Annotated in this window: 14 protein-coding genes; 2 read left to right on the forward strand and 12 right to left on the reverse strand. The window is 65.6% G+C overall.

Translation table 11 applies throughout. The features are described 5' to 3' along the window. Positions 1-18: 18 nt before the first annotated feature. From V5F68_RS22780 to V5F68_RS22820, 9 genes are all read right to left on the reverse strand, one after another. Positions 19-288, reverse strand: coding sequence for a BQ00720 family protein (locus tag V5F68_RS22780; RefSeq protein WP_348845449.1), 270 nt, complete (start codon positions 286-288; stop codon positions 19-21). 48 nt (positions 289-336) lie between these two features. After that, positions 337-765 carry an Hsp20 family protein gene (locus tag V5F68_RS22785; RefSeq protein WP_348845448.1) on the reverse strand — a complete coding sequence of 143 codons (429 nt, stop codon included), beginning with the start codon at positions 763-765 and terminating at the stop codon, positions 337-339. 259 nt (positions 766-1,024) lie between these two features. Next, a complete protein-coding gene (locus V5F68_RS22790; RefSeq protein WP_394012995.1) occupies positions 1,025-2,677 on the reverse strand; it encodes an FMN-binding glutamate synthase family protein in 1,653 nt (550 codons plus the stop codon). 75 nt (positions 2,678-2,752) lie between these two features. Continuing rightward, the gene (locus tag V5F68_RS22795) at positions 2,753-3,553 is read right to left on the reverse strand and encodes a TIM barrel protein (protein ID WP_509274589.1); all 801 of its coding nucleotides are present in this window, start codon (positions 3,551-3,553) and stop codon (positions 2,753-2,755) included. A gap of 289 nt (positions 3,554-3,842) precedes the next feature. After that, positions 3,843-4,223 (reverse strand): response regulator, encoded by a 381-nt coding sequence (locus V5F68_RS22800; protein ID WP_394012993.1) that lies wholly within the window; start codon positions 4,221-4,223, stop codon positions 3,843-3,845. Beyond that, positions 4,220-6,718, reverse strand: a complete 2,499-nt coding sequence (locus V5F68_RS22805; protein ID WP_394012992.1) for an ATP-binding protein — start codon at positions 6,716-6,718, stop codon at positions 4,220-4,222. The genes V5F68_RS22800 and V5F68_RS22805 overlap by 4 nt, the downstream gene beginning before the upstream one ends. Positions 6,719-7,023: 305 nt before the next feature. After that, complete coding sequence (locus tag V5F68_RS22810) at positions 7,024-7,788, reverse strand: glutamine amidotransferase (protein ID WP_394012991.1); 765 nt, start codon at positions 7,786-7,788, stop codon at positions 7,024-7,026. Beyond that, positions 7,772-8,251, reverse strand: a complete 480-nt coding sequence (locus V5F68_RS22815; protein ID WP_394012990.1) for a tellurite resistance TerB family protein — start codon at positions 8,249-8,251, stop codon at positions 7,772-7,774. Before V5F68_RS22815 ends, V5F68_RS22810 begins: the two co-directional genes overlap by 17 nt. A gap of 114 nt (positions 8,252-8,365) precedes the next feature. After that, entirely contained in the window at positions 8,366-8,620 is a 255-nt protein-coding gene (locus tag V5F68_RS22820) for a hypothetical protein (RefSeq protein WP_394012989.1), read from the reverse strand. 365 nt (positions 8,621-8,985) lie between these two features. Between V5F68_RS22820 and V5F68_RS22825 the strand changes: the two genes are divergently transcribed. Together V5F68_RS22825 and V5F68_RS22830 are read left to right on the forward strand one after the other, a co-directional pair. Next, positions 8,986-9,546 (forward strand): PRC-barrel domain-containing protein, encoded by a 561-nt coding sequence (locus tag V5F68_RS22825; protein WP_394012988.1) that lies wholly within the window; start codon positions 8,986-8,988, stop codon positions 9,544-9,546. Positions 9,547-9,733: 187 nt separating this feature from the next. Further along, positions 9,734-10,132, forward strand: a complete 399-nt coding sequence (locus tag V5F68_RS22830; RefSeq protein WP_394012987.1) for a response regulator — start codon at positions 9,734-9,736, stop codon at positions 10,130-10,132. A 339-nt stretch (positions 10,133-10,471) separates the two neighbouring features. Here V5F68_RS22830 and V5F68_RS22835 read toward each other — a convergent pair whose 3' ends face one another. The 3 genes from V5F68_RS22835 to V5F68_RS22845 all read right to left on the reverse strand — a co-directional run bounded on the left by V5F68_RS22835 (position 10,472) and on the right by V5F68_RS22845 (position 12,088). Beyond that, complete coding sequence (locus tag V5F68_RS22835) at positions 10,472-10,798, reverse strand: hypothetical protein (protein WP_394012986.1); 327 nt, start codon at positions 10,796-10,798, stop codon at positions 10,472-10,474. A gap of 5 nt (positions 10,799-10,803) precedes the next feature. Continuing rightward, positions 10,804-11,118, reverse strand: a complete 315-nt coding sequence (locus V5F68_RS22840; protein ID WP_348845437.1) for a hypothetical protein — start codon at positions 11,116-11,118, stop codon at positions 10,804-10,806. A gap of 181 nt (positions 11,119-11,299) precedes the next feature. Then, positions 11,300-12,088: a response regulator gene (locus V5F68_RS22845; protein WP_394012985.1), complete on the reverse strand. Its 789-nt coding sequence runs from the start codon at positions 12,086-12,088 to the stop codon at positions 11,300-11,302. Between the last annotated feature and the right edge of the window lie 224 nt (positions 12,089-12,312).

Genomic DNA, 12,312 nt, shown 5'->3' on the forward strand with positions numbered 1-12,312 from the left:
CGGCGGCTGAATCGATGCTCAATGCACCGAGACCGTGATCAGTTCGTGCTCGCTCGCATTGGCAAGCGCGGCTTCCCGGCTGTCGGTCAGCATGATGGGCGTGCCATCCGCCGCGTGCAGGGTGAACAGGGTCAGCCCCGGCGCGATCTGCGGCGCCTGGGGAAACAGGCGGGGCACATCCTCGGACTTGATGGTCCGCAAATAAGCGATCTCGCCGCCGCCCATGCCCGCGAGTGCTTCCGGGCTGATGGGAGCGACACTTGTGATGGTGGTGCTCTTCTCGATCATTTTCTCAACCTCTCCATTCCGCAACGCCGAGCCTTCCCTTCCGTTCCTTCACGGTCGGGCGACGATGTCGATGCGCTTGGCCTGCCGGGTCGGTTCCGGGCGGACGAGATCGATGGACAAAAGTCCGTTGCGCAATTCGGCGCCGAGCACATTCATGCCCTCGGCCAGAACGAACGTGCGCTGGAACTGACGGGCCGCGATCCCCCTGTGCAGGTAGATGCGGTCTTCCCCATCCTCGACCTGGCGGCCACGAATGGTCAGTTCCTTCTCTTCGAGGGTGACGTCGAGCTGTTCGACGGTAAACCCCGCGACGGCGAGCGTGATCCGCAGCCGGAGCGGCGCGCCGGTGGACGAATCGATCCTCTCCACATTGTAGGGAGGATAACCCTCGGCCCCCTTGGTCACCCGATCGAGCACCCGCTCGACCTCGTCGAAACCCAGAAGGAAGGGGTTCGACAATGAAGAGATCCGCGACATAAGCCAAAGTCCTTATCAAGCGACTTTGCGGTTCGGATGCCACCCTATCCGGGCCACATCCATCGGGACCCCATGAGGCACCCCGACGCCTCTCCATATGGGCAGCATGCCGCGTTGCCGCAAGGTGGCGCGCGCCGGCCGCGTGGACGGCTCGGAAGAGAGGGCCGCGCGGGAAAAAAGCGCCCGCCGAGTGCTCCGGGCTCGCGGTTGCAGGAAGGCGCGGGCGGGCCGGAATCCGGCGCCGCCGCCCGTGAAGGCCTCACGCCGCGCGGCGTGGCCCCACAGTCGCGCGCGGCGCGAAGCTGTCGGAGTCGGCCGCACGCCACTCGGCGGCATAGGGGGTGTCTTCCGGCGCCTCATTGAGCACGCCGGTGGAGAGGAAGGGATAAAGCCGGTCCAGCGGCTGCACCTGCACCGGCGTCACGCGATGCCAGATGTGGTGCGGCAGCAGTTCGCTCGGGTGATTGAGGCCGGCCGCGGCGATGAGGTCGGCCAGGGCTTCCACCGTATGATGCTGGAAGCTCGCCACCCGCTGCGCCTTCTCTTCGACCACGAGGCCGCGCTGCAGATGGGGATCGTTGGTGGTGATGCCGGTCGGGCACTGGCCGGTGTGGCAGCGCATGGACATGACGCAGCCGAGGGAGAACATGAAGGCCCGTGCCGCGTTGCACCAGTCTGCGCCCACCGCCATGTTCGCCGCCATGCCGAAGCCGGAGGTGACCTTGCCGGCGGCGGCGAGCCGCACATGCTCGCGCATTCCGGTGCCCACCAAGGCATTGCGCATGAGGATGAGCCCTTCGCGCAGGGGCATGCCCATATGGTCGGCCAGTTCCTGCGGTGCCGCGCCGGTGCCGCCCTCGGAACCGTCCACCACCACGAAGTCGGGCGCGATCCCGGTTTTCAGCATGGCCTTGACGATGGCGAAGGTTTCGCTCGGATGGCCGACGCACAGCTTGATGCCCACCGGCTTGCCGCCGGAAAGCTCGCGCAGCTGGGCGACAAACTCCATCATCTGCGCGGGCGTGGAGAAGGCGGGGTGGCGCGAGGGTGAGATGCAGTCCTCGCCCAGCGGGATGCCGCGGATCTCGGCGATCTCCGGTGTCACCTTGGCGGCCGGAAGCACGCCGCCATGGCCGGGCTTGGCGCCCTGGGAGAGCTTGATCTCCACCATCTTCACCTGCGGGTCGGCGGCCTTCTCCGCGAAACGCTCGGGCGAGAAGGAGCCGTCGCGATTGCGGCAACCGAAATAGCCCGAGCCCAACTCCCATACGATGTCGCCGCCATGGATGCGGTGATAGGGGGAAAGGCCGCCCTCGCCCGTGTCGTGATAGAAGCCGCCGCGCTTGGCGCCGAGATTGAGCGCCTCGATGGCATTGTGGCCGAGCGAGCCGAAGCTCATGGCGGAGATGTTCAGCGTCGCGGCTGCGTAGGGCTTCGTGCAATCCTTGCCGCCGACCTGCACGCGGAAGGGCGTCTTGGCCACGGGCGTGGGCGCCAGCGAATGGGTCATCCATTCATATTGCGGCGCCTGGGTGTCGAGCTCGGTGCCGAAGGGCTGGCGGTCCTCTTCACCCTTCGCCCGGGCGTAGACGAGGCTGCGCACATTGCGATTGTAGGGATGACCCTCCAGATCGTCCTCGACGATGTATTGGCGCAGATAGGGGCGCAGCGCCTCGAAGATCCAGCGCACGCTGCCGATGACGGGATAGTTGCGCAGCAGCGAATGGTGCGGCTGCATCACGTCGAATACGCCCACCAGCACCAGCGGAAACAGCACGCAGAATACGAACAGCCATGCCGGATGCGATGCGAAGGATAAAATCAGGCATAGCAGAGCAAGGCCAGAGACCAGCCCAAACAGGCTGTAGCGGCGCATGAGCATCACGGTGCTTGGTTCGATGGCGCCCGGCATGTTTCTCCCCCGATCATCTTGTCGTGGGAACCTAAGCCGTTGCGCCGCCCGGCACAATGAAGCTTCCTGGCTGCCTCAGAGCAGAACCGCGGGGGCGGTGGTGACCAGCCGGTGCGACAAGGCCCGCACGGTCTCGATCTGCGTCGGCAACTCGCTCCAATAGCGCCGATGCAGCTCCAGATTGACGATGGCGCCGGGGTCGAAGGTGCAGCGCGCGGCAAGCTCGTCCCAGGGAATGGAGCCCCAGCCCACCGGCAGATGCAAATCGCCTTCGCCGAGCGCGAGCCGTTCGGCCTCGTCGATGGTCCAGCTCTCCAGCGGCCGACCGTAGCTGTCGTGCACATGCACGTGCCGGGCAAACGGCGCGAGCACTGCCACCTCGGTGAGCAGGTCGAGGCCGGCGTCCGTGCAGCGCAGGAAGGCATGGCTCACGTCCAGCGTGGCCCGCACGAAGGGATGGCCGATCGCGTCGATTTCCTCGGCGAGGCGCGAGGGGACGGCGGTTTCCCGCATGGCCTCGAAGCGGAAGACGTTTTCCACGCACAAGGTCACGTCGGCTTCGGCCGCCCGGTCGCCGGCCTGTGCGAGCGCCTCGCGCTGGCGGGAATAGGCGACGCGAATATGGTCGTCGGGGTCGCGCACGCACCCGGCATGCACCACCAGATTGACCGCTTTCAAGGCTCCGGCGACCGTGATCGCGGCGTCCAGCAACGCCTTGTGGCGGGCAAGGCGCGGCCCCTTCTCCATCAGATTGATCGCGAGCGGGCCGTGGACGGTGTAGCCGAAGGGGCGCCCGGCGGTGGCGTCCACGAGGCGCGCGAGCCGATCCTCAAGGATTTTGCAATCCGCGATCAGGGTCCAGGCGAAAATGGGCAATTCGACGAAATCGACGCCAAGGCGCTCGGCTTCATCAAGTTTCGGACCGAGATCGTCAAAGTCCGGCGACGTTGCACGGAGTGAATAACCTAGGCCTCGAACGGTGGGAGGAAGCGCGCGCGTGTTCATCTGTCCGTCCCCGTAAGTGTTGCCGATACCCCGTAACGTAAACCACCTTGGCCTCAGCCAATGCGCGCACAATAGAACCGGACGCGTTTAACTGCATCTTGTTTTTTGCAGCGCATCAAAATGGCCGAAGGTGTTGTGTTCGTTGACGTAACGGCGTGTTTCAGCGCGCCGTCTTCTGCATCAGGGCGCGCACATCACGTGCCAGATGAATGGCGTCAAAGGGTTTGGCGATCACGCCGATGGCGCCGAGGGTCATGAAATGGGCGATTTCGTGAGCCTGGGTCCGCGCAGTCACAAATGCGACAGAGGCGGGCGGCACGAGCCCGTGCTGCTGCAGCTGCTTCAGCGTGGTGGGGCCGTCCATGGACGGCATCATCACATCCAGCAGGATCAGGTCGAAGGATGTTTCTCGCGCGAGCGCCAGCGCGGCCGCTCCGGAGGCCGCCGTTGCCACGCCGATCTGCGGATCGAGGCTGAGCGCGAGCGTGACGATCTCGCGAATGTCCGGTTCGTCGTCGACATAGAGGATGTGCAGCGTCATGCGCCTGGCCTTCCCGGACCGGAGGGGGAGCCGGAGATGTGGTCGATCACCACGTCGAACATGGTGCCAAGGCCGCCGGCTTCGCTCTGGAACATTTGATCCAGCCGGCGCGCCATCAGCGGATCATGGGTGCGGGGAGACAGCATCGCCAGCGGCAGGTGGTTCTCTGCGCAAAAGCGGCATAGAGCCGAGAGATGTTCGAGCGACAGGTCGAACGGCCACATGTCGACGATCACCAGGCGGCAGTCGCGCTGGGCCAGAATGGCGTTCGCATCGTCGAGGCCGGCGGCTGGAATAACCTCCACCAGGTCCCGCAGGGCGGTGGCCACCGCGCGCCGGGAGTCGTTGCCCTGGGAAAGGTGCAGCACGCAGCCGGCGCGCGCGAGGACCGCGCTGCGGGAAATCAGGGCGATCAGGCGGTCACGCTCGGGCGGGATGTCGAACCAGTCGGCGACCTCCACCACGGCGCCGCTGCCGCTGCGCGAGAGCAGGATCAGCGGCGTCGTCCGCGTGCGCTCGGAGCGGCGCAGGGAGCGGATCAGGGCGATGCCGTCGGAATCGCGCAGGCGCAGCGCCAGCAGGATCACCGAATAGGGCTGCACGGCCGCGTGCCCCTCAGCCTTGGCGGCGGTGTCGGCGCACTCCACCACGATGCCGTGGCCGCTGAGCATGGCTGTGATGTTGTGTTGCTGCTCCGCATCGCTGGTGACCAGAAGCACATGGGCTTCCGATGGCCCGCCTTGGGGCGGGGGTACCGGCAGGCGGGCGGGAAGGTCGACCATGAAGGTGGTCCCCAATCCCTCATGGGTCTCGAAGGAGACGCGCCCCGCATGGCGCTCGACGATGTCCTTCACGATGGCGAGGCCCAGCCCGGTGCCCCCGCGCTGGCGCGAATCCGAATTGTCGGCTTGCGCGAAGCGCGTGAACATATTGGCGCGGAACGCCTTGGGAATGCCGGCGCCGTGGTCCTGCACCGAGGCGCGCACGATCTCGCCGTGGCGTTCCACCTTGAGGCGGACGATGCCGTCCACGGGTGAGAACTTCACGGCATTGGAAATCAGATTGGTCAACACCTGGATCAGGCGGTCGTGGTCGCCCACCACCGTGGAATCTCCCTCCTGGATGTCGAGGGCGAGATGGACCCGGTGCTCGTCGGCATAGGCGGTGTTCTGGTCGATGGCTTCGCGCGCCACCTGCGCCACCGAAACCGGCGCCCGCGCGAAGGCGACGGAGGCGGACTGCATCTTCTCGATGTCGAGAATGTCGTTGATCAGGCGCACCAGGCGCCGGCTGTTCTGGTGGGCGATGCCGACCAGCCGCTTGGCGGCATCCGAAAGCGGCCCGGCCGCGCCCGCATCCAGCAGGCCGAGCGAACCGGCGATGGAGGTGAGCGGCGTGCGCAATTCATGGCTGACCGTGGAGACGAAATCATTCTTCATGATCTCGGCGCGCTTGCGCTCGCTGACATCGTGCAGGATCGCCACCAGGCGGTTGCCGTCGCTTTCCCGCATCTGGCCCACGGCCACGTCGATCGGAAAGGTCGTGCCGTTCTTGCGACGGCCGGTGAGTTCCTGCGCATGGCCGCCTTCAAGCGCGAAATTTTCCAGTCGCTGGAGCAGGTCGGCTTCGCTGCGCCCCTCGCCCAGCACGAACAGCAGCCCGAGATGACGTCCCGTCAGCTCTTCCGGCGACCAGCCGAACATGCGGGTGGTGACCGGATTCGCGGTCTCGATGATGCCCTTGCTGGTGATGACGACGATGGCGTCCATGGCGCTGGCGAGGATCGCGCGGTGGCGTGCCAGCGTATCGGAGAGCGCCAGCTCGGCGCGGCGGCGCCCGACCAGATGGGCGATCATCACCAGGCTGGAGCCACCCACCACCGTGATGGCGGCCGCCAGCAGCAGCAGCAGAGTGCGTTTGGTGCGCTGGCCGGCGATGCGCACCTCATAGGTCTTGCGCTCGATGGCCGCGACCTCGGCGTTGCGCACCTGTTCCACCACCTGGCGGATGCGATCCATGAGCGCCTTGCCGCGGCGGGTCTCCAAGACATTGGAGGCGGCGAGCGCGCCGGAGGCATTGCGCGTGTCCACCATGTCGGCGAGCAGCCGCATTTCCTGATCGGCATAGCGGGCCAGCTCGCCGAGCGAAACGGCATGCTGCGGGCGCTCCGCCGACAATTGGGCGAGCGCGTCTATCTCGCCGCGAATATCGGCGCGCACCCGCTCCAGGGGAGCGAGGAATTCGTCGCGGCCGGTCACCACATAGCCGAGGCCGCCGGCCTCGGCTGTCAGCAATTCCTCATAGATCCGCTGCAATTGGGCGCGCAGGGCGGTGGAATAGAGCAGATCTTCCCGCATGTGATTGCCGGTCGCGAACTCGCGGAAGCTCGCGATGCCGACCGCCATGACAATGGCGACCGAGAGCAGGGCGCCGATCAGCCCGATGATGGTCACCGAACGGATGGACCGCCGATAGGCGCTACCTTCTCGGCTCATGGGCGGGGTCCGCCGGACCATGTTTGGGGGAGGGCGCCTTCGTGCGGACCGCGGCAGAGACCGCATGCGCCGTACTCGGCCGCTTTTGCCGGCGCGTGCCTGCCGCGAACCTGCATCCCTCGCCCCATCTCCCGCGGCGCATGCCGACGTGGGCGCGAAGCGTTGTCCATCGTTCCGCCGGACGCAAGGGCGCGGTCGGATAAAACTGGGATTTCAAGAGCGCACGGACCAGAAAGCGCGACACCCACCGCAGCTAACCCGGAACCTGTGACGCTACGCCATGAGGTGAAGGGCGTGGCTTCGCGCTACCGCGGCGGGGTCGGCATGGTCAGGCCGAGCCAGCTGTCGAGGAAGCAATCCAGCCAATGGCACACGGCGGGGTCATAGCGACTCCAGCCGGCGAGATGTGCCTCGCCTGGCTGGGCGCCCGGCTTGGTGAGATGGTGCGCCCCCCGGGTGGCCCAGCGGCACATCATGTCCTGGGTAACCTCGGGATGGAACTGAAGGCCGAACGCGTTGTGCCCATGGCGGAACGCCTGGTTCGGAAACGTCTCGCCCTGCGCTAATAGGTCGCTGCCGTGGGGCAGGTCGAACCCTTCCGAATGCCAATGATAGACATGGCTTGGCCAGGGCAGGAGATCGCGGCCGAGTTCGGTGGGAACGAGCGGATAATAGCCGATTTCGCTCATGCCTTCCGCGTGGCGCGACACCTTCGCCCCCAATTGCACCGCCATGATCTGCGCGCCGAGGCATACGCCGAGTAGCGGGGTGTCGGCCGCCATGGCCTTGCCCACGAAGTCGATTTCGTCTCGCATCCAAGGCAGCGGGTCGTTGACGCTCATGGGGCCGCCAAACACGACGACGCCGGCGTGGCCGTCGAGATGGGCGGGCAAAGCCTCACCCAGGGCCGGCCGTCGAATGTCGAGCGTGTAGCCGCGCTGCTCCAGCCGTTCGCCGATGCGTCCGGGCCGCGAATGCGCCTGGTGAAGAATGACCAGCATGCGCCCCGTATCCGAGGCGGCCGTACCGCTGTCGATCTCCGCTCCGTCCTCGTTAAGTGCTTTGTCCACCTTCTGTTTCCGTGTCGTCCCGGACTGCCCGGCGAATGCGCACCCGCTCGCGCGAGCTGACATTGAGCAATTCGGCGGCGCGCCACACCAGATTATCCTCGAATTCGGACAATCCGCCATCGGCATAAGCGACTTCGAACATCATCTCCACGATCCGTTCGCGCCCCTCCTCATCCAGGGCGCGATTCAGGACGCTGGTAAAAGAATAGAGATCAACCGCTTCGGCGTCCCGCGCGATCGCGAGTTCGACCAGGGTGTCGGTTTCGGAATCCGCAAGGTCGAATCGTGTCGCCAGAACGCGTTTGAGAACGCTGCGCTCGTCGTCGGTTACGGCGCCGTCGATGGACATGACATGCACGAGAAGCACCGCGGCCGCGAGGCGGTAGTCGTTCTCCACGAACGCGCTGGCGTCGCGATGGCCGCCGGTGATCTCTGTGATGAAGTCGGACAGCGCGCGGAACATGTGACCCCCTGACCGTGGCTCTGATCCAGTTGCCATGGGGTCAGGTGTCCTTGCAAGTCGTTGCAGCGGAAGGACTTGTCCTGAAAGGAAAAGTTCCAACCTGTGACATTCCGGTCACTCGCCGTTGACGTTCGGAAGCGGCTTGCGCGTCGAGCCCTGGATGCGGTTCGCCGCGTCGCCGGTCGAGGGGCGTGGCGGCTTGGGCGGGGGCGCGATCATCTGCTGGCGGGGGGCCGGCGGCGAGGTGTTTTGCCCGGGCACGCCGGGATACGGCATGGTCTGGGTCTGGTAGGGCTGCACCCGCTGCACCTGGGCCACCGCAGGGGCGGCCACCAGGAGGGCGGCGGTGGCGATGATGAAGAAACGCATTTTGACCTCGTTCTCCGCAGGATGTCGTGACGATTGCTCGCCTCGTCCACCGCTCTTACGCGCTTGTGATTTCAAAATACCAACAGATCCAGGGGTGCGCTGTTCCTACACGTTCACGTGCCCGAATTTCCCGCCAGATTTATACATTCCCTAGAGGAATATATGATGTGTGTTGCATAAGGTTGAGCCGGTACAGTAAATAACATAAGCTTTGCCGTTAGTTTGGATTGAGAGGAGAATGAGATAAGTGGAATTCTGTCATGTACGCGGGTGTGATTGGCGCTGGTTGGGAACATAGCTGCCATGGCCACGTTGTTTTCTCCGTAATCCCGCGCTGAACGCGGCGCTAGAGAACGGAGTTTGTCATGAACACGAAGATGCTCACCGTCACAGCCCTGGCCGCGCTTCTGGCCGGCCCTGCCTTTGCCCAAACGGCCACGCCGCCGAGTGCAGCGCCCACCGCGCCCTCGACGAGCGCGCCTTCTGCGACCCCTTCGACGTCGACCATGCCTTCGTCGGGCGCCAGTGCGACCCCGTCCGCGCCCTCCGGCTCCACGGCTTTCATCGAGAGCCAGAAGCAAGAGCAGTGGCTCGCGACCAACCTGATCGGCACCAAGGTGCGCGGCTCGGGCGATGAAAGCCTGGGCGAGGTCAATGACGTCCTTCTGGATCGCAACGGCGCCGTCGTGGGCGCGGTGATCGGCGTCGGCGGCTTCCTCGGGGTCGGCGAAAAGGATGTCGCGGTGCCGTTCAACGCGCTCGAACTGGTGCGCAACAACAGCGGCGACAGCCTGGTGCTGCGCAAGTCGAAGGACGAACTCAAGGCCGCGCCGGCATTCAAGGAATATACGGCGGCCGCGCCCACCCCGGCTTCAGCCGGCGGCACGGCTGGTGCGCCTGCGACCACGACGCCGTCCGCGCGCTAAAACCCGACACCGGGCAAACACATGGGGGTGGGTGCCGAAAGGCGCCTGCCCCTTTCTTTTGAAATTTTCGCAGCGGCATGCCGTTGCCCCGGGCTCTATCCCCACGTTCCTGCGAAGGTGTTATCGTTCCCCATGCGGAGCGGTCGCGCTGGGCGAAGGATCGGCCCGAACGATGAAAGGGTAAGACGTGTCCCACACGCCTCAGCCGCGGGGTGTTGCCCTGCTGGTCGAAGACGAACCGTTCGTTGCGATGGTCGCGGGCCAGATCCTGGCCGACGAGGGGTTCGAAGTGGTCGAGGCCGCCTCGGCAGCTGCAGCCCTGTCGCATCTCGCCGACCGCCCTGGTGGCTATGCCCTCGCGGTCGTGGACCTTGGCCTGCCAGATATGCGGGGCGAGGCGCTCGTGCTGGAGTTGCGCGGGCGCGAGGGAAATTTGCCGATCATCGTGGCGAGCGGCTATGGCCTTGGGGAGCTGAGGGACATTTTCACCACCGTCGCCGAGGTCGCCCTGGTGACCAAGCCCTATGACACAGCCGCCTTGCGCCGGGCGTTGGAGACCCTCGGCTTTTCAGTCGGAACGGATTAGCGCCTGGCGTAGCCAAGCGCGAGGCGACGTTCCTGCGAAAGCAGACGATCAATCCAAGAATGGGGGGCGAGCGGCGGCTATGCCGGAAGCTGGGGGGAGGGGAAGGGGGTGAAAACCTCCGCCACGTCCGCCGCTCGACTGGTCAAACGCCGGCGCAGGAGCAGGGTTCCATAGCGCCGCACATGCTCAGTCGATTTTTTTCGCATTGCACCACCGGCATTTCTTCAGTCGCGGAATCATCCAATGAAAAAGGCCCCTCCCGAGAGGGGCCTTTTCTTCATGCGGCTTCGACGCAGCTGAAGCGCTTTGCGGTCCGGACTTCCCGCCCCGCCCGACGGCCTAACGGCGCCGGCCGAACAGGATCGCCTGACCGACACCGATCAGCGCCGCGACGGCCACCGTCGCGATGGGATGACGCTCGGCAATGCGCGTCACCGAGGTGAACGCGCCCAGCGAAAGTGGGGCGATGCCCTGGCTGCGACGACCGGACATGGCGATGCCTGCGAACATGCCCGCAACCACGAAGCCCGCGAGGGCGGTGAAAAGGGCTGCCAGCGTCGGATCGTAATGGTTGCTCAGCGCCTGATAGAGGCAGATGGCCAGGAAGGCCCCGCCGATCCAGAGGAAACCGGCGGCGAGGAAGATCAGCAGCGCGCGGGCTGCCATTGCATTCACCGCCGAACCAGCAACTGGCCGAGCAGGGCCCCAGCGCCTGCCGCGATGGCACATGCGGCGAGCGGCTGGGCCACGATGCGTTCGCGCAGGGTTTCCACCTGTCCTTCGGCCCACTCGGTCATCTCGTCCGCGGCGGCTTCGGCATCACCGGCCGCGCCTCGCACGCCATGGCGGGCGGTCTTGCCGAGGGTGGTCACAAGCTGCGCGAAATCGGCCCGCAGTTTCTCGAGATCCTGCCGCAGGTCCGCGAGGCTCGGCTCCACGCCGGCGTCGAAGGGCTTTCCGGGGTTCGCGTCCGGCTGATCGACCATGCTCTTATCTCCGCTGTGTGGAAGCTGTCGCGCGGGTTTCACCCGCTCGCGCACACAACGCGGCCGCCGCTGCACAGTTCCAGATTTTGAGGTTTGGAGGTCCGGTATCCCTCCCCAGGGGGAGGGAAGGCCGGGGCATGGGCGGGTAGGCGCCGGTGAAGCCCGGCGCCGGGAGGCCGCCTCAGGCGGTGCGTGCTTCCGGCCCGAGCGTGCGGGCCTCATGGAAGAACAGCGCTTGGGCGATGGTCGCCTTCACCGTCTCGCTGAGGAACGGCTTGGTGATGAGGTAGGTCGGCTCTGGCCGCTCGCCGGTCAACAGGCGATCCGGGAACGCCGTGATGAAAATCACCGGCACGTTGAAGGTCTGGAGGATGTCGGTGACCGCGTCGATTCCGGAGGAACCGTCCGCCAGCTGGATGTCGGCCAGTACGAGTCCGAAATCGCTCTGCTGGGCCAGCTCCACGGCTTTCGAGTGGGTGGGCGCGACCCCGACCACTTCGTGCCCGAGTTCCGTCACCAGGGTTTTCAGGTCGAGCGCGATCACCCATTCGTCTTCGATGATGAGGACGCGCGTAGCGAGCTGCTCGTCGATCTCCTGCTGGGCGGCGACCACCTGGGCCTCCACTTCGTCGAGTGAGATCTGGAGAATGGAGGCGGCCTCTGCGAACGAGAATCCCTCCATCGCGGTCAGCAGCAATGCCACGCGGGACGACGAATCCAAAAGTTGCAGGCGCTGGTCAGCCCGGCTCGCCACCGCAGCACTGCCCGACGGCCGTTGGGACCACACGTGGTGGAACGCCTGGTAAAGCGCGACCCTGGGCGATACCGAGAGATCCAGCGGCACCGTTGAGTTGAGAATCCCCTGGAGGGTCGCCTGAACGATGCCGTCTCCGGCTTTCTGGGAACCAAGAAGCGCACGGGCGTAACGGCGCAAATAAGGAAGCTGCTTGATGAGCTGTTGCTGTGGCATGCTCTCTCGCCTCGGGACAGGTCCCTGGTAACGCGGCCGTGCGGGAAAAGTTCCCGCTAATAGGAACTTTCTAGCACTTCCGGGCATTATAGACGCGGTTGGTCGGCAATGCAGCATCCCGTGGAGCTTCAGCGCCGGCCTATGAACTGTTCCGTGAAGCAGCAGGATCGGACCTGGCGCAGCGGCCGGGTGGGGTGGTCAGTGAAGGCCGAACCGCGGAGCGA

Source organism: Roseixanthobacter pseudopolyaromaticivorans, from assembly GCF_043195145.2.
GTDB lineage: Bacteria > Pseudomonadota > Alphaproteobacteria > Rhizobiales > Xanthobacteraceae > NCEH01.

Bases quoted from the DNA above. Each gene is read 5' to 3' on its own strand.
- V5F68_RS22780 (WP_348845449.1), bottom strand. From the start codon at position 288: ATGATCGAGAAGAGCACCACCATCACAAGTGTCGCTCCCATCAGCCCG.
- V5F68_RS22785 (WP_348845448.1), bottom strand. From the start codon at position 765: ATGTCGCGGATCTCTTCATTGTCGAACCCCTTCCTTCTGGGTTTCGAC.
- V5F68_RS22790 (WP_394012995.1), bottom strand. From the start codon at position 2,677: ATGCCGGGCGCCATCGAACCAAGCACCGTGATGCTCATGCGCCGCTAC.
- V5F68_RS22800 (WP_394012993.1), bottom strand. From the start codon at position 4,223: ATGACGCTGCACATCCTCTATGTCGACGACGAACCGGACATTCGCGAG.
- V5F68_RS22805 (WP_394012992.1), bottom strand. From the start codon at position 6,718: ATGAGCCGAGAAGGTAGCGCCTATCGGCGGTCCATCCGTTCGGTGACC.
- V5F68_RS22815 (WP_394012990.1), bottom strand. From the start codon at position 8,251: ATGTTCCGCGCGCTGTCCGACTTCATCACAGAGATCACCGGCGGCCAT.
- V5F68_RS22820 (WP_394012989.1), bottom strand. From the start codon at position 8,620: ATGCGTTTCTTCATCATCGCCACCGCCGCCCTCCTGGTGGCCGCCCCT.
- V5F68_RS22825 (WP_394012988.1), top strand. From the start codon at position 8,986: ATGAACACGAAGATGCTCACCGTCACAGCCCTGGCCGCGCTTCTGGCC.
- V5F68_RS22835 (WP_394012986.1), bottom strand. From the start codon at position 10,798: ATGGCAGCCCGCGCGCTGCTGATCTTCCTCGCCGCCGGTTTCCTCTGG.
- V5F68_RS22840 (WP_348845437.1), bottom strand. From the start codon at position 11,118: ATGGTCGATCAGCCGGACGCGAACCCCGGAAAGCCCTTCGACGCCGGC.
- V5F68_RS22845 (WP_394012985.1), bottom strand. From the start codon at position 12,088: ATGCCACAGCAACAGCTCATCAAGCAGCTTCCTTATTTGCGCCGTTAC.